This window comes from Novosphingobium mississippiense, assembly GCF_044029535.1.
GTDB lineage: Bacteria > Pseudomonadota > Alphaproteobacteria > Sphingomonadales > Sphingomonadaceae > Novosphingobium.
On record NZ_CP147003.1, the window covers coordinates 523,171 to 540,599 of the forward strand.

At 60.3% G+C, this 17,429-nt stretch carries 19 protein-coding genes and 1 pseudogene; 16 read left to right on the forward strand and 4 right to left on the reverse strand.

The genetic code is table 11. The annotated features are described in order from the left end of the window. Window positions 1–396: 396 nt before the first annotated feature. On the forward strand, window positions 397–1,245 hold the full coding sequence (locus tag WBP06_RS20950; RefSeq protein WP_395336895.1) for a LysR family transcriptional regulator: 849 nt from the start codon (window positions 397–399) through the stop codon (window positions 1,243–1,245). Continuing rightward, window positions 1,242–1,733, forward strand: coding sequence for a DUF6306 domain-containing protein (locus WBP06_RS20955; protein ID WP_395336898.1), 492 nt, complete (start codon window positions 1,242–1,244; stop codon window positions 1,731–1,733). Before WBP06_RS20950 ends, WBP06_RS20955 begins: the two co-directional genes overlap by 4 nt. Before the next feature lie 11 nt (window positions 1,734–1,744). Here the strand turns inward: WBP06_RS20955 and WBP06_RS20960 are convergent, their stop codons facing one another. Then, window positions 1,745–2,185, reverse strand: a complete 441-nt coding sequence (locus WBP06_RS20960; RefSeq protein WP_395336900.1) for an Rrf2 family transcriptional regulator — start codon at window positions 2,183–2,185, stop codon at window positions 1,745–1,747. A 328-nt stretch (window positions 2,186–2,513) separates the two neighbouring features. Between WBP06_RS20960 and WBP06_RS20965 the strand changes: the two genes are divergently transcribed. The 9 genes from WBP06_RS20965 to WBP06_RS21005 all read left to right on the forward strand — a co-directional run bounded on the left by WBP06_RS20965 (window position 2,514) and on the right by WBP06_RS21005 (window position 12,782). Next, on the forward strand, window positions 2,514–2,825 hold the full coding sequence (locus WBP06_RS20965; protein ID WP_395336903.1) for a hypothetical protein: 312 nt from the start codon (window positions 2,514–2,516) through the stop codon (window positions 2,823–2,825). A gap of 586 nt (window positions 2,826–3,411) precedes the next feature. After that, on the forward strand, window positions 3,412–5,262 hold the full coding sequence (locus tag WBP06_RS20970; RefSeq protein ID WP_395336905.1) for an assimilatory sulfite reductase (NADPH) flavoprotein subunit: 1,851 nt from the start codon (window positions 3,412–3,414) through the stop codon (window positions 5,260–5,262). A gap of 10 nt (window positions 5,263–5,272) precedes the next feature. Beyond that, window positions 5,273–6,991 carry an NADPH-dependent assimilatory sulfite reductase hemoprotein subunit gene (locus WBP06_RS20975; protein ID WP_395337552.1) on the forward strand — a complete coding sequence of 573 codons (1,719 nt, stop codon included), beginning with the start codon at window positions 5,273–5,275 and terminating at the stop codon, window positions 6,989–6,991. Then, window positions 6,984–8,177, forward strand: a complete 1,194-nt coding sequence (metB, locus tag WBP06_RS20980) for a cystathionine gamma-synthase (protein ID WP_395336907.1) — start codon at window positions 6,984–6,986, stop codon at window positions 8,175–8,177. The genes WBP06_RS20975 and metB overlap by 8 nt, the downstream gene beginning before the upstream one ends. A 34-nt stretch (window positions 8,178–8,211) precedes the next feature. Beyond that, entirely contained in the window at window positions 8,212–8,451 is a 240-nt protein-coding gene (locus WBP06_RS20985) for a hypothetical protein (protein WP_395336910.1), read from the forward strand. 8 nt (window positions 8,452–8,459) lie between these two features. Then, entirely contained in the window at window positions 8,460–9,071 is a 612-nt protein-coding gene (locus WBP06_RS20990; RefSeq protein WP_395336912.1) for a hypothetical protein, read from the forward strand. Further along, window positions 9,071–9,433 carry a DUF488 domain-containing protein gene (locus WBP06_RS20995; RefSeq protein WP_395336915.1) on the forward strand — a complete coding sequence of 121 codons (363 nt, stop codon included), beginning with the start codon at window positions 9,071–9,073 and terminating at the stop codon, window positions 9,431–9,433. The genes WBP06_RS20990 and WBP06_RS20995 overlap by 1 nt, the downstream gene beginning before the upstream one ends. A gap of 261 nt (window positions 9,434–9,694) precedes the next feature. Continuing rightward, a complete protein-coding gene (locus WBP06_RS21000; protein ID WP_395336917.1) occupies window positions 9,695–10,807 on the forward strand; it encodes an aspartyl protease family protein in 1,113 nt (370 codons plus the stop codon). 232 nt (window positions 10,808–11,039) lie between these two features. Beyond that, window positions 11,040–12,782 carry an IS1634 family transposase gene (locus tag WBP06_RS21005; RefSeq protein ID WP_395337553.1) on the forward strand — a complete coding sequence of 581 codons (1,743 nt, stop codon included), beginning with the start codon at window positions 11,040–11,042 and terminating at the stop codon, window positions 12,780–12,782. 152 nt (window positions 12,783–12,934) lie between these two features. On the opposite strand, the gene WBP06_RS21010 is transcribed toward WBP06_RS21005, so the two are convergent. The 3 genes from WBP06_RS21010 to groES all read right to left on the reverse strand — a co-directional run bounded on the left by WBP06_RS21010 (window position 12,935) and on the right by groES (window position 15,229). Beyond that, entirely contained in the window at window positions 12,935–13,138 is a 204-nt protein-coding gene (locus WBP06_RS21010; protein ID WP_395336919.1) for a hypothetical protein, read from the reverse strand. A 102-nt stretch (window positions 13,139–13,240) separates the two neighbouring features. Continuing rightward, on the reverse strand, window positions 13,241–14,860 hold the full coding sequence (gene groL / locus WBP06_RS21015) for a chaperonin GroEL (RefSeq protein ID WP_395336921.1): 1,620 nt from the start codon (window positions 14,858–14,860) through the stop codon (window positions 13,241–13,243). A 54-nt stretch (window positions 14,861–14,914) separates the two neighbouring features. Then, entirely contained in the window at window positions 14,915–15,229 is a 315-nt protein-coding gene (groES, locus tag WBP06_RS21020) for a co-chaperone GroES (protein ID WP_395336923.1), read from the reverse strand. Window positions 15,230–15,502: 273 nt separating this feature from the next. Here groES and WBP06_RS21025 point away from each other — a divergent pair, with 273 nt between their 5' ends. From WBP06_RS21025 to WBP06_RS21045, 5 genes and pseudogenes are all read left to right on the forward strand, one after another. After that, window positions 15,503–15,742, forward strand: coding sequence for a hypothetical protein (locus WBP06_RS21025; protein ID WP_395336926.1), 240 nt, complete (start codon window positions 15,503–15,505; stop codon window positions 15,740–15,742). A 10-nt stretch (window positions 15,743–15,752) separates the two neighbouring features. Then, window positions 15,753–16,003: pseudogene (locus WBP06_RS21030) on the forward strand (protein usg). Then, window positions 16,000–16,395, forward strand: coding sequence for a hypothetical protein (locus tag WBP06_RS21035; RefSeq protein ID WP_395336928.1), 396 nt, complete (start codon window positions 16,000–16,002; stop codon window positions 16,393–16,395). Before WBP06_RS21030 ends, WBP06_RS21035 begins: the two are co-directional and overlap by 4 nt. A gap of 56 nt (window positions 16,396–16,451) precedes the next feature. Next, window positions 16,452–16,691: a hypothetical protein gene (locus tag WBP06_RS21040; RefSeq protein WP_395336930.1), complete on the forward strand. Its 240-nt coding sequence runs from the start codon at window positions 16,452–16,454 to the stop codon at window positions 16,689–16,691. A 309-nt stretch (window positions 16,692–17,000) separates the two neighbouring features. Further along, window positions 17,001–17,402: a DNA-directed RNA polymerase subunit alpha C-terminal domain-containing protein gene (locus tag WBP06_RS21045; RefSeq protein WP_395336932.1), complete on the forward strand. Its 402-nt coding sequence runs from the start codon at window positions 17,001–17,003 to the stop codon at window positions 17,400–17,402. The last annotated feature ends 27 nt before the right edge of the window (window positions 17,403–17,429 follow it).

Sequence of the window (17,429 nt, forward strand, 5' to 3'; positions counted from 1 at the left end):
GGCGTTTCCTCTCGGGTAGTTCATGCTCGTGGGTCGCAGCAGGCGGCGTATCATCGTCGGACGCGCGCCGGTTCGTTGACGGCTAGACGAGATAGATATCGGGGCAATAAGCAGCGTCTAAATGATGCCGACGTCGCGCAGGCATCAGGCTGTAAAGCCCAGAAGGATCCAAAGCTGCGACTGTCAGCACAAGAGGGAATAGATCGGTGGTCGTGGCCGTGGTGCTCTCGCCTGAAAGGAGCGGGTGTTTCATGCCTGTTCGGCCAGGCGGGCTGGTCGCTCTATGGTTTGGTGGGAAGACGCCTTGCGGTCTTTCCTTGTGCAGCGATCATCCTCTCGTTAGTATCCATCAATCAAGTGAATATTATATGCAGTTAAGCGCAGGGAAATTGTTGGATGGATATCAGCGTCGCTCGGACGTTCCTCGAAGTCGTGAAGACCGGCAGTTTCGTGGGTGCCGCATCCAACCTCAACTTGACGCAGACCGCGGTCAGTGCGCGCATCCGCGTCCTCGAAGATCAGCTCGATCGTCCGGTGTTCATCCGCAACAAGGCGGGTGCCAGGCTCACCCCCGCCGGCGAGCAGTTCCTGCGTTTCGCCACGACCATGGTGCAGGTCTGGGCACGGGCGAAACGGGCGGTGGCCTTGCCGCCCGGCCGCGAGACCGTGGTGACGGTCGGCGCCGAACTGTCTTTGTGGAGCCCGCTCTTGCGGCACTGGCTGCTCTGGATGCGCCGCGAGTGTCCGGAGATAGCCGTCAGCACGACCATTGATACATCAGAGCGCCTGATGGAGCAGGTCCAGGACGGCACGCTCGACGTCGCCATCCTCTATGCGGCCCCCAGCCGTCCGGGTGTCATCGCCGAACTCCTCTTCGAGGAGAAGCTGGTCCTCGTCCGGACGACACCCGCGGCGGAGCCACTCGAGCCGGAGGACCATGTCCAGATAGATTGGGGCGACGAATTTGCAGCGAGCTATCAAGCCGCATTTCCGGATCAGCCCAACGCGGTCGTTTCGATCAGCTATGGCCCGCTCGCGCTGGAATATATCCTCGCGGCCGGAGGCAGCGGCTATTTTCGCAAGGGCTTTATTCGCTCCTATCTGGAAGAGGGCCGTCTCATGCTCGTGCCGAGCAGTCCTGAATTTTCCTATTCCGCCTATGTCGTGCATTCGGGGAAAGCCGATCCTGGCGTGATGGATCGAATCCGTGCAGGGCTGCGCGAATCAGCGAGGATAGCAACATGACGACCGAGCCTTCCTCGCCGGTGTGCTACGGTGCTGATGCCGACGACGTCTATATGGGCTATGCAGGCCTTGACGAGATCCTGACGTCGCTGGGCGAACTCCTCGAAGCAGAGCGCGCCGGCGCCAAGGTCGCGCTTGCCAGCACCAGATTGGACGCAGCCGCGACCTATCTGTCCCTGATGCGGCGGGTGCACAGCGATGAAGCGAAATGGTGCGCGATGCTTTCAGCGCAGATCAGGCGGCTCGGCGGCGTGCCATCGCGCAAGACAGGCGCCTTTCGTGAGAAAGCTCTCGCAATAACTGACCCGGCCAAACGTCTCGCGTTCCTCAATCGCGGGCAGGGCTGGGTCGTGCGCAAGCTCGAGGCGCTATTGCCGCGTATTCGGGAGGAGGGGCTGCATCGCGATCTGCGAGAGATGTTGGATAGCCACCGGGCCAATATCGCGCAGGCGGAGGCCGAACTCGACTCTTCCGTTCGCGACGCCTGATCACAATTGAGCTAGATTCCGATCCCGATGGGAGATTGTCCGCTAGCCATACGCAACATGGTCGCCTTGTCGGTCACGAGATCGGCGATGGTATAGGTATCGAATACCGCCAGCATAGCTTGGACACCCTGCTGCAGAACCCCCGTCAGTCCACAGGCGGGCGACAGGGCACATCCTGAACAGTCGGCCAGCTGGAAACCTTCCTCGGTCCGGCGAACGACCTCTCCCACCGTGATGTCTGCCGCAGCTCGGGCGAGGCGCATGCCGCCGCGGCGGCCACGGAGTGTCTCGATAAATCCCTCATGCGCCAGAGCATTGACGACTTTCATGAGGTGGTTCTGCGATACGTCGTAGGTTCTTGCGATTTCAGCGATAGAGCAGATGCGATCATCGTGCAGCGCAAGGTGAATGAGCACCCTTAAGGAATAATCGGTATATCGGGTAAGCCGCACGAGCCTCTCCCAGGAGGAAACGGCATCATATACCTGTATTTTGGACGCATGTTAAGAGTCTCGACATATGGCCGAGATCGCCCCCAGTTCGAACCGGCTGATCGCATCTTGCTCGTTACGAGTCCGCGGCAGCCGCTGATGTCGCCTCTGATGAGTGAAAAACGGTGCTTGGGGCAACCGAGAATAGGACGGGGCTGCCTTCGGTTTCCCGATGCGCTCGTGATCTAAGGCGACACGGGAAAAAGTGGATGTAATATATATCGCAATGCGATATATATTACTGGCGGGGACAACAGTGCGCCCCACAGGCTTACAATGGACGAATGCCATGGTGATGCTCTCGATTGCCGTTGAAGCGCTTGGACTCAGCCTAGGAAGCCTTCTGCTCGCCATAGCATTGGCGATGGCTGCGTATCGGGTCGCCGAGTATTTTCACCACCCACGCCTTGCCACGGTATTCCTCGTTGGAGCTGCGGCGGCGGCTCTGGTGAGCGGCGTAGGGAAAAGTGACTTCGTGAAGATGGTCTGCCTTTTCGCTGCGCTATGCGCTGTCATGTTGTTTTTTGCCGCGCCGGATGAAGGTGCTCCTTCCAAGGAGAGAGGGGCGCGCCTTCCCACCGTCAACAAGGAAAAGCCGTGATGCCAAGAAGCCTCTGGTCTTATCCTGCGCTGATCGCCGTTATCGGGCACGATCGGCCTCCGGATTTTGCGGAGCTGCGCCATCTCGCTCGTCGGATCAAGTGTGACCTTGCTTGTTCCGATGGGCGGTTACACGACTCCGGGGAGGTTCGGCGCGTGGTTTCCGGCATTCTCAAGCCCAGGAACTGAGCATCGCCTGCTGCCTCAGCGGCGTCTCGCCTCTGACAGCCTACACCGAGGCAGCACGCGTGCAGGGCATTGGCAATGCCTCTATTTTGTTTGCGAGCCCTTCTGCGACAGTTTGCAAAGTATTTTGGGCGATGATGGTGCCCAGACCGGTCGCGTTCGCGATCATAGTTGCGCATCGCGGGAATCGGCACGCTTCAGCCCGCGAGAACAATACCGGTGTCGTGAGTATCGTGATTGGGATCGAAGGCGGCTTCCCGTCGCGAGCGCCAGCCTCTTTGTGCATAAATATTGTTATAAACCTTCAATAATAGTCGTTTGTGTTATGGGTGGCTGAACGGCAAATTGGGACCCGAGTTGAAGAGATGCTCGTCAAAAAGTGCCCGGAGAGGATCCTGCATATGCAGGCCGGAGCACGGGAAGGAGCGGAACCCGAGGACGCCAAGCGCATGACCGCACCGGATCTGCCGGGGAATCCCCTGTCGCTGGAGCAATGGCGACACGTCGAAGCCCTGACCCAATCTCTTGGTCCGATGCAAGTTCGCTGGCTCAGCGGTTATTTCGCCGGACTCGACGCCGGCTTGCGGTATCCCCAACCGCTGCCGGCGTCGTTACCACCGACAGCGGCCCGGTCGCTCACCATTCTCTATGGAACGGAGACGGGAAATGCGGCCGAACTCGCGCGAGAACTGCAGTCGGCGATCGTCAATGCAGGACTGGGCTGCACACTTGCCGACATGGCGGACTACAAGCCTCGACAACTGACGCATGAGCAGGACCTCCTCGTCATCGTCAGCACCTATGGCGAAGGCGATCCTCCCCAACCGGCAACGGGATTCTTCGAGTTCGTCGAAGGCCGCAAGGCGCCCAGACTGGATCAGATACGCTTTGCTATCCTCGCCCTGGGCGACTCCACTTATGAATTCTACTGCGAAGCTGGAAAGCGTCTCGATCGGCGGTTCGAGGAACTTGGCGCCGAGCGCCTCGTTCCCCGCGTTGATTGCGACGTGGACTATCACGATCTCGCTCAAACCTGGATCGAGGCGATCACCGGAACGCTCGCGGACCATGCACAGGCGACTTCGGCTACGCCCTGCGTTACGCCGAGCGTCGGTGGGCACCAGCCAGCGATCACCTACGACAAGCGCAATCCCTTTCCGGCAACGATCATCGAGAATGTCGTGATCGTCGGCCGCGGCTCCTCCAGAGAAACCCGCCATGTCGAATTTTCGCTCAGGGGGTCGGGTCTCCTCTATGAGCCCGGCGATGCGCTCGGCATCGTAGCGCCCAACGATCCTGCTCTGGTCGCGACCTTGCTCGAAACCCTTGATGTCTTCCCAGACGCTCAGCTCGAATTGAAAGGCCAAAGCCTGTCGATCCACGAAGCGCTGACCGATCGTTATGAGATCACCGCCGCGACACCGCGTTTCCTCGATTATTGGGCAATGCTCAGCGAAGCGGACGTCCTAAAACAGCTCCAACAGGACGACCGTACGGGTGAGCGTTCTGTGTTCCTGCGGACACATCATATCCAGGACATTGTCAGTCGTTTCCCGGTTAAGGGGGTTACGCCGCAGGAGTTCGTGACCGCGCTCCGGCCGCTCCAGCCCCGGCTTTATTCTCTGGCCTCGAGCCTGGCGGCCGTGCCGGAGGAGGCACATCTGACCCTCGCACCGCTCCGTTATGATCTGCACGGGTCGCAGCGGAGCGGCGTCGCCTCGGGCCACGTCGCGGACCGGGTCGAACTCGACACGACCCTCCCGGTCTACATCCAGAGCAATCCGCACTTCCGGCTGCCGGACGACGACGCACCCATCATTATGATCGGTGCCGGAACGGGGATCGCACCCTACCGCGCCTTCCTGCAGGATCGCGAGGTACGCGGTGTCGGCGGCCGGAGCTGGCTCTTCTTTGGCGAGCGCAATTTCCGCACCGACTTCCTTTACCAGACGGAATGGCAGGCCTGGCTCAAGGACCGGACACTGAACCGCATGGACGTCGCCTTTTCGCGGGATCGTGCCGACAAGACCTATGTGCAGCATCGCATGAAGGATCAGGCGCGTGATGTCTTCGCCTGGCTGGAGGAAGGCGCGCACGTCTACGTATGTGGGGGCGCTGCAAACCTCGCGCCCGACGTCCACCAGGCGCTGATCGATATCGTCGCGAGCGAGGCGCACACCAGCCGCGACGCGGCCGAAGACTATGTCCGCTCGCTGCAGGCGGACCATCGTTACCAGCGCGACGTCTATTGAGGGCTCGACGATGACCGAACACACCGTGACCGACAGGAGCCGCGACCTTTCCCAACCACTCGACAAGCTGAGCGCGGACGAGCGGATGAAGGACGAGAGCGACTATCTGCGCGGGACGATCGCCATCGGCCTGCTTGACCGGATCACCGGCGCCGTGCCTTCCGCCGATGACGTGAAACTCATGAAATTCCATGGCATCTACCAACAGGATGACCGCGACCTGCGCGACGAGCGCCGCAGACAGAAGCTCGAACCTGCCTTCCAGTTCATGATCCGCGTGCGCCTGCCCGGCGGCATCTGCACGCCCCAGCAGTGGCTGAAGCTCGACGAACTCGCCCGGGCCCACGGCGGCGAAACCTTGCGGATCACCACGCGCCAGACATTCCAGTTTCACTGGGTGCTCAAGGACAGCCTGCGTCCCGTCATCCAGGGACTTCACGAGACGCTGCTCGATACAGTGGCAGCCTGCGGCGACGACAGCCGCGGCGTTATGTGCACCGTCGACCCCCAAAGCTCGCGCTTTCACGCCGAGGTTGCCGCCATGGCGAAACAGGTGAGCGACCATGTGATCCCGAAGACCCGGGCCTATCACGAGATCTGGTACGGCAGCGAGCGCGTGGCGGGGTCCGGATCCGAAGAGCCTTTCTACGGGCGCACTTACATGCCCCGGAAGTTCAAGATCGGCTTCGCGCTTCCGCCATCCAACGATATTGACGTCTACGCCCAGGATCTGGGTTTCATCGCCATTGGCGGTGAGGAGGGGCTTGCCGGGTTCAACGTCGCCATCGGCGGCGGCATGGGACGCACGGACCAAGCGCCCGCGACCTATCCCCGGCTCGCGAGCATCATCGGCTTTGTGCCGGTCGAAAAGGTCATCGCCTGCGCAGATGCGGTCATGGCGCTCCAGCGAGACTATGGCGACCGCAAGGATCGCCAGCATGCACGGTTCAAATATACGATCGACGATAAGGGGCTCGACTGGATCGCGGCTGAAATCGAGCGGAACATGGGATTCGTTTTCGAGCCGGCGCGGCCGGTGACGTTTATCTCGAACGGCGACAGTTATGGTTGGAACACGACGCCCGATGGCCGGCAGCACCGTACGATCCACATCGAGAATGGCCCGCTCGACCTCAAGCTGCTCGACATGCTGCGAGATATCGCTCGGATCCACCAAGGCACGTTCCGGTTGACCCCCAACCAGAATGTGGTCGTCGCCGGGGTCACGAGCAACCAGCGCCCTGCGATCGACGCGATCCTTGCCGAACATTGGCCGGACATCGACAGCGTGTCGGTGCTGCGTCGCAATGCCATCGCCTGCGTCGCGTTTCCGACCTGCGGCCTCGCCATGGCCGAAAGCGAACGCTACATACCCACGCTGCTCGGCAAGATCGAGAGGATCCTGGCCGACCATGGTCTTGCAGAAGAGCCGATCACCATTCGCATGAGCGGCTGCCCCAATGGCTGCTCGCGGCCTTACATCGGCGAGATCGGACTTACCGGCCGCGCACCGGGCAAGTATAATCTGTATCTTGGAGCCGGATTCCATGGCGAGCGCCTCAATCGCATGGTGCGCGAGAATGTTGGCGAGACGGTAATCCTCGAAGTGCTGACCGATGCTCTCGGGCGCTTTGCCCGTGAGCGTCAGGCTGGTGAGCATTTCGGGGACTTCACCATTCGTGTCGGCATTGTCCGGCCGGTAACGGAAGGGCGCTTCTTCAATGACTGATCCTAATGACCGGGGCAAAAACGGACCCAAAAATGGGCCATATCCCCAGACCATCTCGGCGGCTTACGGTGTCGCGATCGACGCGGGGTTTGGGGCGGTTGCACCTCCCATTTATCTTTCGAGCACTTACGAGTTCGCGGGCTATGACCAGCCGCGGCGCTACGATTATGGCCGCAGCGGAAATCCGACGCGTGATCTTTTGGCCGAAGCCCTCGCCAGGCTCGAAGGCGGGGCAGGCGCCGTTATCACAGCGAGCGGAATGGCGGCGCTCGATCTGCTGGCCGGTCGTTGCCGACCCGACGATCTGATCCTCGCGCCGCACGATTGTTATGGTGGCACCATGCGCCTGCTGAAGGCTCGGGCGGAACGCGGGCATTGCTCGGTGCGCTTCGTCGATCAGGGCGATGAAGAGGCATTCGAGGCGGCGCTTGCCGACCGGCCGGCTCTCGTGCTGATCGAGACGCCCAGCAACCCGCTCATGCGCGTCGTCGATATCGAGGCACTCGTTGCGCAGGCGCACAGAGCTGGTGCCGAGGTCGCTGTCGACAACACCTTCCTGTCGCCGGCAATCCAGCAGCCGATCTCGCTCGGCGCCGACTATGTCATCCACTCGACCACCAAATATCTCAACGGCCATTCCGACGTCATCGGCGGGGCCGTCGTCGCCGCCGATCGGGGCCCGATCGAGGAGTTGCGGCACTGGGCGAACGTCGTCGGTTCAGCCGGGGCGCCGTTCGATTCATGGCTCACGCTGCGGGGACTGCGCAGCCTGTTTCCCCGGATGGAGCAACAGCAGGCCAACGCCATGGCGGTCGCGAATTATCTTGAACGCCATCCGGCGGTCAGTGCCGTCTTCTATCCGGGCCTGGCCTCGCATTCAGGGCACGCCATCGCGACGCGCCAACAGAGAGGTTTCGGTGCGATGCTGAGCTTCGAGATCGTCGGCGGCGTGCCAGCCGTCCGCCGCTTCATCGAAAGCGTCGAGTTTTTCACGCTCGCGGAATCGCTTGGCGGGGTCGAAAGCCTCGTCTCCCACCCGGCGACGATGACCCACGCCGACATGGGCGAGGAAGCACGCGGCTTCGCCGGCATCAGCGACAGTCTCTTGCGTGTCTCGGTCGGCCTTGAAGCGGAACAGGATCTCATCGCGGGGCTGGAGAAGGGACTTTCGGCGTGCCGCTCGTGATCATCTGCAGTCTAGCCCAGGGGAGTGTGCTTCGATGACCGGCTCCGTCATTCTCGTTGACGTCTTCGGGTTGCTACTTGCCGTGATCGGCTTCACCATGGCCTTTCGCCAGCATGTCGCCCGCAGGATCCTCGGCCGGCCGATACGCCCGGATACCCGCCAGGCCCCGGACAACGAGGATCCGCTCACCTATGGGCTGCGCATCGCGGGCGTAATGATCATGGTCTTTGGCATCGTCATCGCCGGCATGGTGACGCTCTTCAATCTTCAGTAACGCCGGCCGTGGACACCTCGGCGAAGCTTGCTGTTTCTGGTCCCGGCCCGGCCTTATGGACTAGGCAATGGCTCAAACCTGATCGCCCGCTCGGCCTTGCGGATTTTCGCGAACCGGTCGTTGCGCTCCATGTGTTTGAAATGCTGAACCCGGACTGCGTCCATTCGGGTTTACCGCAGGCACAGCGTTTTGCTCGCACCGTCGATATGGTCCGGGTTGCCATAGTCGTGACTGGCGCCAGCGGAAGAATGCGAAAGCATAGCTTCGTCATCGATGACGATATGCACGTGGGAGCGGACATGCCGTTCCGTCCCACCCAACGGGAGATCACTAAAATGATGTCTGAAAGCTCGAATCCGTCCGTGCAGGGACGTGCCGAAGCATTGGCGCACACTGTCGCCGACCATTACGCGACCGAAAATCGTAGTCTCGACGAACTCGTGCGCGAGCTTGCGGGACATGCGACGGATCTGGATGCGCTCCTGCCGATGATCGTCGCGCGTGCGAGACAAATCCTTGCACAAGCAGAGCCAGTCGATCCCGTCGACGAGGCATCGATGGAGTCCTTTCCGGCGAGCGATCCACCCGGTTGGATCGGGCACGGGCTTTCGGACCAGTGATGCCCGGGCTGTTGCACATCAAGCGCGTCTATGATCCGCCTTCGCAAGACGATGGCGCGCGGATTCTGGTCGATCGCATCTGGCCGCGCGGCCTCAGGCGGGATGAGGCACAACTGACGACCTGGATGAAGGACCTGGCACCGACAACGGCACTTCGCAAATGGTTCGCCCACGACCCCGCGCGCTTCGACGAATTCAAGGTGCGGTATCACGACGAATTGGACCGAAATGGCGACGGCATTGCGAAGTTGGAAGCATTTATAAAGGAGGGGAGCGTCACTCTGCTCTATGGGGCCAAGGACGCAGCGCATAACAATGCCGTCGTCCTGGCGGAATACATAGAAGGAAAGTTAAGCAGGTAGTGTCCCAGACTCAGAATCGGTAATTGCAGGGGCGAGGCGGCGTGATCGCTTGAGAATTTCACGGATTGGTCCGAGCCTGAGTTTGGTTGTGCACGAAGAAAGCAAAGTCGTTCATTAAATTAAAGAATTTTATATCATCAAACAAGATTATTCATTTGTATTACCAAGATACCTTCGCGATCTATGGGCGCATTCATTAGGTCTAAATCGCAAGAAAAGGCTAGCTCGCAGGTGTTTTTGGGATACGTCAAGCAAAGTACGATGGTTTCCTACAGCTTCGCGGCCGGAGTACCACCCGAAAAAGAGGATGATTGGGTTTCGTTTGACCCAGAAACCTTGAGGTACCTGTGCATACCACTGCATCTTGACGGAACTACCCTCACGGGCATCATTGATACGGGTGCGACGCGAAGTATCGTAACGCCTGCGACACGCGATCGCCTGGGTCTGGCAAGAAGTGGCAAAACACTGGCGACCTTTTTTACCGAACAATATTCGATATCGTTGTGCCGCCCGCGAAGTATCCGAATAGGCAGTATGGAATTCGGCCCGCTGGATCTCGGCTGCCACCCGCTTGAAGCGCTCGAGCGTGCGTATCCTGGAGAACCTGCAATGGTAATCGGGCGGGATATCCTAAGCCGCGCGGTATTGGAATGCAGCTTCCCCGACAGGCGAATGCGGGTAGGGCCCAGCTGCAGTGAATATGCATTAAGCGAACTCGGTGCGATCGATCTGTTACGATCTGACTATGGTTTGCCGGAAATCGCTGTGTCAGTCGAAGGGGGCGCGAGGCAGCGCGCGTTACTGGATCTCGGGAGTGATGCAGCGTGTTCGATTTCGGCTTCATATGCCGAGCAGGAAGGGCTTCTCGATCGTCGAACATCCTCAACGCTTTCGGCAGGACTGGAAGGCGATGTCGTGGCTCAGATGATTACGCTTCATTCCATCTTCATTGGCGGTCATGAGCTACGGAATGTGCCAACCTGCGTTATTGCAGACTGGCAATCCTCCGTGCCAATCAATCTGGGCTGGCCGGCTTTCACCGCCTTTGATCTTGCTTTCATCCATGACCGCGAACTTCGACTACGTGTCCGTGACGATGCGCTTACGTCCTCCCTGGCACGCGATCGATCCGGCATCGGGGCACAGCGCTATGCAGATCATCTTTTGATTCGCCATGTCGCCTGCGGAAGTCCGGCGGAAAATGTAGGGTTGAAAGTCGGAGATAGGATTACCTGCATTGACAAACGCTCGATAGATCCAACTTATCCGCGCCTTGGGCTGCGTTTGGGCGGCGGGACCGCCGGTACGGAAATAGACCTTACGATGGCGGACGGACGGTCTCTTCATCTGACCCTCGCTGATTATTTCTGAGATATCTCGCTGGGATTGTCAGGAATTCCGTATGTGGGCGGGCGGATGAACATACCCGCTATTTTTCTCTTTCTCCGAACAGTTCAAGATCAGATAGCGCCGCGTGGCGATGGCATCGTCACTGGGGAAGTGGGCTCTGGTCCTGACCGCTCGGCGCAGTTGGGCCCAAGTTGAACAGTGCTGGCAGAACATGCGGGGAACGTCAGGCGTTAAGTAGCTGATTTTGCTGGCAGTGGATTTGGCGGCAAAATGGGTCGTGCTAACAACATTTCGCCTGTGGCTGGCGGTTTGGTTTATCTTCACAGGTTCAGGTAGTAACAACCTGACCATGTATGTCGTCGAACGAGTCGCTCGCGGGCACCGCTATCTTTACCTGGTCGAGAGCGTGCGCGAGGGCAAAACCGTCCGTCAGCGCACGATCAAGGCTCTGGGCCGCAAGGATGCGCTGGCCGCGAGTGGTGAACTCGACAGGCTGGCCGCCTCGATTGCCCGCCACGCCGAACGCAGCGTCATTCTGTCCGATATCGATGCAGGCCGGATCGCAGCTCGCAGGATTGGCGGCCCGTTGCTGTTCGGGCGCCTGTGGCAGCGGCTTGGTGTCGATGCGGTACTGGAAGAGGTGCTGGAGGGCCGCCAGTTCGGCTTTGCCGTGGAGCGCGCCGTATTCGTCGCCACACTGCACCGCCTGTTCGTCTCCGGCTCGGACCGGGCCTGCCTGGACTGGATGGGGAGCTACGCCATCGACGGGAGCGAGGATCTTGCCCTCCATCACTTCTATCGCGCCATGGCCTGGCTCGGCGAGGAGATCGAGGAGAAGGCCGAAGGCGCATTGGCACCTCGCTGCGTGAAGGACGTGATCGAGGAAAAGCTGTTCGATCGCCGCCGGGACCTGTTCACCGACCTCAGTCTTGTATTCATGGATACGACGTCGCTCTCGTTCTACGGCGCCGGCGGCGACACGCTGGGACGGCGCGGTCATTCCAAGGACCACCGGCCCGAGCTTGCCCAGATGATCCTGGCCGTGGTGATCGACGCCCAGGGCCGTCCGATCTGCACAGAGATGGTCCCCGGCAACACGGCCGACGTGAAGGTGCTCATGCCGATCGTCACGCGCCTGCGCACCCGCTTTGGCATCACCCGCTCGTGCGTCGTGGCCGATCGCGGTATGATCAGCGCCGATACAATCGCCTCCCTTGAAGAGCTGGGCATGGAATACATCCTGGGTGCGCGAGAGCGCACCAGCAGCGTCATCCGCGATGTCGTGCTGAACGACACGGCCCCGATGGTGCCCCTGGTTCTCGAGCGGCAGGCAGGAGACACTCAGCTGTGGGTCAAGGAAGTGCGCGTTGGCAAAGGCGCAGATGCCCAACGCTACGTCGTCACGCTCAACGAAGCTGAGGCAAGGAAGGACAAAGCCGATCGGCAAGCGACCATCGATGGCCTCCAGACCCAGCTGAAGAAGGGTGACAAGGCCCTGGTTGGTAACTCAGCTTATCGCCGCTATCTCAAGGCCAGCGGCAAGACCTTTGAGATCGACATGGGCAAGCTTGCCGACGAGGCCCGCTACGATGGTATCAGCGTGCTGCGCACCAATGCCCGGATCACCCCGCTGCAGGCGGTCATCCGCTACCGTGACCTGCTTCAGGTCGAAGCCCTGTTCCGCGTCGCCAAGGCGAGCTTCGATACCCGTCCCATCTTCCATCAGTCCGATGCCGCTATCCGCGGCCATGTGTTTGTCTCGTTCCTCGCTCTGACGCTGGCCAAGGAACTCACCCGTCTTTGTCAGGAAAAGGGCTTCCAGCCCGAATGGCAGCCGCTCCTCAACGATCTCGATCGTCTTCAGGAAGCCACCATCGAAAAGGACGGCAAGGTCATTACCACCCGTACCCACGTCTCGGGCCAGGTGGGGAATGTCTTCAAGGCAACCGGCATCGCGCTGCCGGCCAATATCAGCGAGTTGCCACCGCAAACCTGAGCCTTTGCAAGCTCAACCGACCCCAAAAATGTAGTGGTAACACTTGCGCCTGTGCGCGCATGCCATTGAATAAATATGCATTTTCTAAAGTCACTGTCCAAGTTGGGTTGGGGGTAGTTATGGCAGGGGCGGGTGGCCACCCTAAACGATCGTCAAGGTTTTTCGCTGTCGTAGCCGTGCAGGTACAACAATTTCATCGGCCCTTCGGCGAGGCACCGCACCTCCCGCAAGCGCATGTGTCGCACGATTATGACGGTGTAGTTTGTTATCACGACAATGAGGTCTGCAATGTCGATCGCGGAAATGCACGGCGCGCTGCTCTTGAACAGGCCATTGAGACTGTTCGGTGCAAGCACCTCTCCGCGCGCGAGATTGGCCGATCCGCTCGCAAATACTCTCACGCGTCGCCGGGTATGAAGAAAGAGGCGGAGCCGGTGTTCGCCGGCCCCGCCCGCTCGTCAAAAGTCCATTGCCGGCATAGGCGCGGGCTTCTCATCTTTCGGCAGTTCAGCGACGAGTGCTTCCGTCGTGATCAGCAGCGAAGCGACGGAGGCTGCGTCCTGCAGGGCAGTGCGAACCACTTTCGCCGGATCGATCACGCCGGACTTCACCAGGTCTTCATATTTACCGCTCGCCGCGTTGAAGCCCCAGTTGTAGTCGCTGCTCTCGAGCAGCTTGCCTACGATGAACGCTCCGTCCTCGCCGGCATTGTCGGCGATCTGGCGCGCCGGCGAGCGGAGCGCGCCGCGCACGATGTCGATGCCGGACTGCTGGTCGTCATTGTCTGCCTTCAACCCGTCGAGCGCCTTGAGCGCCCGAAGCAGCGCGATACCGCCGCCGGGAAGGATGCCTTCCTCGACCGCCGCGCGGGTCGCGTGGAGCGCGTCGTCGACGCGGTCCTTTTTCTCCTTGACCTCGACCTCGGTCGCGCCGCCGACACGGATGATCGCGACACCGCCGGCGAGCTTGGCCACGCGCTCATGGAGCTTTTCGCGGTCATAGTCGCTTGTCGTGATCTCGATCTGAGCGCGGATCTGGGCGACGTGCGCATCGATGTCGGAGCGCACACCGGCCCCATCGACGATAGTCGTGTTGTCCTTGTCGATGATGACCTTCTTCGCGCGGCCGAGCATGCCCGGCGTGACGTTCTCGAGCTTGGTGCCGAGTTCCTCGCTGACGACGTTGCCTGCGGTCAGCACGGCGATGTCCTCGAGCATGGCCTTGCGGCGATCGCCGAAACCCGGCGCCTTGACCGCAGCGACCTTGAGACCCCCGCGCAGTTTGTTGACTACGAGCGCGGCGAGCGCCTCGCCTTCCACGTCCTCGGCGATGATGAGCAGCGGCCGGCCCGACTGGACTACCTGCTCGAGCAGCGGGACCAGTGCCTGAAGGTTGGAGAGCTTCTTCTCGTGGATGAGAATATAGGGATCATCGAGCTCGACCTTCAGTTTTTCGGGATTGGTCACGAAATAGGGTGAAAGATAGCCTCGGTCGAATTGCATGCCCTCGACCGTCTCGAGTTCGGTGGCGAGGCTCTTCGCCTCCTCGACGGTGATGACGCCTTCGTTACCGACCTTTTCCATCGCTTCTGCGAGGATGGTGCCGACTTCGCCGTCGCCATTGGCAGAGATGGTCGCGACCTGCGCGATCTCGCTATTGGCCGAGACCTTCTTGGCGTGCGATTTCAGGTCCGCGACCACTGCGGCGACGGCCAGATCGATGCCGCGCTTGAGGTCCATCGGGTTCATGCCCGCGGCCACTGCCTTCGAGCCCTCGCGCACGATAGACTGAGCGAGTACGGTGGCGGTAGTCGTCCCGTCCCCGGCCTTGTCGTTCTGTTTATTGGCGACTTCGCGCAACATCTGCGCGCCCATATTCTCGAACTTGTCCTTCAGTTCGATTTCCTTGGCGACGGTAACGCCGTCCTTGGTGATGCGAGGAGCGCCGAAGCTCTTCTCGATGAGGACATTGCGCCCCTTGGGTCCCAGCGTCACCTTGACGGCGTTGGCCAGCGTGTCGACGCCGCGCAACATGCGATCGCGCGCGTCCGAGGCGAACTTCACTTCCTTGGCAGCCATCTGCCTGACTCCTTTCCTTGGTCCTTCCTGATGTTCGAGGATGAGGGCGGCCGGTCAGGCCGCCTGCTCGAGTTCGGCGAAAGGCTCGATGATGCCGAGGATATCGCTCTCTTTCATGATGAGCAGATCCTCGCCGTCGATGCGAACCTCGCTGCCCGACCATTTGCCGAACAGCACGCGGTTGCCGGTCTTGACTGTGGGTTCGGTGCGTTTGCCGTTTTCATCGTAGGAGCCCGGTCCTACCGCAAGGACTTCGCCCTCCTGGGGTTTTTCCTTGGCGGTGTCGGGGATGATGATGCCGCCCGAGGTCTTCTCCTCGGCTTCAATGCGGCGAACAAGCACACGGTCGTGCAAAGGGCGGAAATGCATGGGCAAAGCCTCCGGTTGCAAAACAAGATTGATGATCTCCCGCCGTTCCTTCGAACGACAGGTTTCGCGGAGCTAGGAAGCGCTATTTTCGCCTTCAAGAGGGGGACAAATTTTTTAGCGCTCCCTGCTTAAGAGTGCCAACCCTGCCCGATCATCATGATTTGCAGCGCCAATTCCCTCTTGACGCGACTCGCGATTTTACAAAAATCTGGGATGGCGGAGCCGAAAGTCCGCAAGCAGAGTCAGGAGCGACAGGAAGAAAGGAGATTCACGATGTCGCGACCATTTTCCCGTTTTCTTCACCCCTTCGACGTCGCGGAGCATCCCGACCTCGAGCCGGAGGTAAAGCGCGCCATCCTTGCCTCGTGGGCCTCCGACCGAACGGCGGTCCGGAACAAGCTGGCATTGCGTAAGCCCCCCGGTGCCAGGCGCGCGGTGCCGATCGACGAGGTGCTTGCCGCTATGCGCGCAGTCGACGAGGGAAGACCGGCCAAGCGCGCCTGCAACGAGTGACCGGGGCTTTCTGGCCCAGTTGCAGGGTCATGGCGTGCCACGGCGGAAATCCACTATTGCCGCCCGGATGCGCCTTCGCTCCTGCAACTGTTCGTTTGGCAGGAATATGATCTCGCGCCCGATTTTCCGGTGTTGTTCAACTTTCTGGACTATTGGAGGCGCGAGATTACCGCTGCGCTTCATTCCGTCGGGATCGCCCATGAGCAGATGGTCCGACCGGCGGAATGGATCGCGGTCGACGGGATTTTCTCGATGCGATGACCAAAGGACCAGTGAACCCGGACGGTGACGCGATAGGCGTATGCGTCACATTGCCTTTGGAGGTCATCCTGGAATTCGCGATTGCACTGCCTTCGATGGGCCCGGAACAGATCGCAGCGCTCGGGTGGACCCGGACCGACCGTAAGCGTTTACTCGATCATTTCCTGGCAGCGGGCCGTGCAGTTCAGGGTGTTGATCCCGACCACCTTGCTGAGATGCCTATAGAGATTGCGCTACCGCGCAGGGATCTCGACCACCTGCGGCGTTTCGCGGCACGTGAGCTGCCCAGGTCTGCAAGGAGCACAGCGATGCTCGACCGGGTACTGCGCGCGCTCGACCAGGCGGTGCATTCGCGGGATCTGGCGCGAGCAACAACGCTCCCCGCATCCTGATTGACGATCCGCTTGCTTCCACACCTTTGAACACTTTGGACAAGGAGCCTGATATCATGCGCTATACGCTGTTTCGAGACGACGACCACAGTCAGCCGGTCGCTCAAAGCGGGGAGTTCACTAGCGAGTTCAAGGCAACCGAATGGGCGCGTGAATGGGTGAAGACCAAGGGCGATCACGATCGCTATCGATTTCAGCGCATCGACGGCGGCGCTCCCATGCTGCTGTTCCGAACCATCGCTGGCCCGTGGTACGTGATGCCTCTTGCGCAAACGGCGTCAGAACAACCCGCCTGACGGCGTTGTTTGAGCCTTTCGAGGCGACCTTGCTGACGTCAGGTTGCGCGCTCGGATCCGGCCTCGGCTTGATCCAGCCGATGCCGAACCGCTTGCTCTTGACCAGGAACTCACCCAATGCCGTTTGGATTTCTGAGAATCCGCCTGCCATGAGGGTTTCGAACTTCCGTCGCATTCTTCTAGTGGCGCGCAATGTTCGGATTCCGTTTCGTCGGGCAAGACGCACAGATTACAGCCGGCAAGGCGAAAGAATTGCCAACAGCTGGCATTCAGGCATTCTGTTTGGTGAAAATATAGTGGAAGAACTTGATGGGCCAACACAATGATTCGCAGGTTGCAGCTGCAGAAGACCGACGCAATCACGTAATGCATCTTCGCTCGCAGGGGTTAACATTTCGGGAAATCTCCGGCGCATTGGGTGTTAGCGTCTTCCGAGCCAACCAACTCTACAACCGGGCACGGGTCCTGCTGCGCGAGCAACAACGAACGATTGCGGGCACGATCACGCCGCTGACGCCGATCGAAGAACTGCCGATTAGTTCCAGGGCAGTGAAGGCTCTGAGATTCGCCGGTCTGGAAAGAGTGGAAGACATTCTGCCGCTTGATCGTGAGCAGGAGCAACGATTGCTTGCATTGCCGAATTTCGCCCGCGTTTGCCTGAACGAGCTGCGGGCGGCAACGCGCAACTTGGCAACCCCTGATCCCGGGTGAGCCGGAGGCTCTGCAGGACGAATGTTG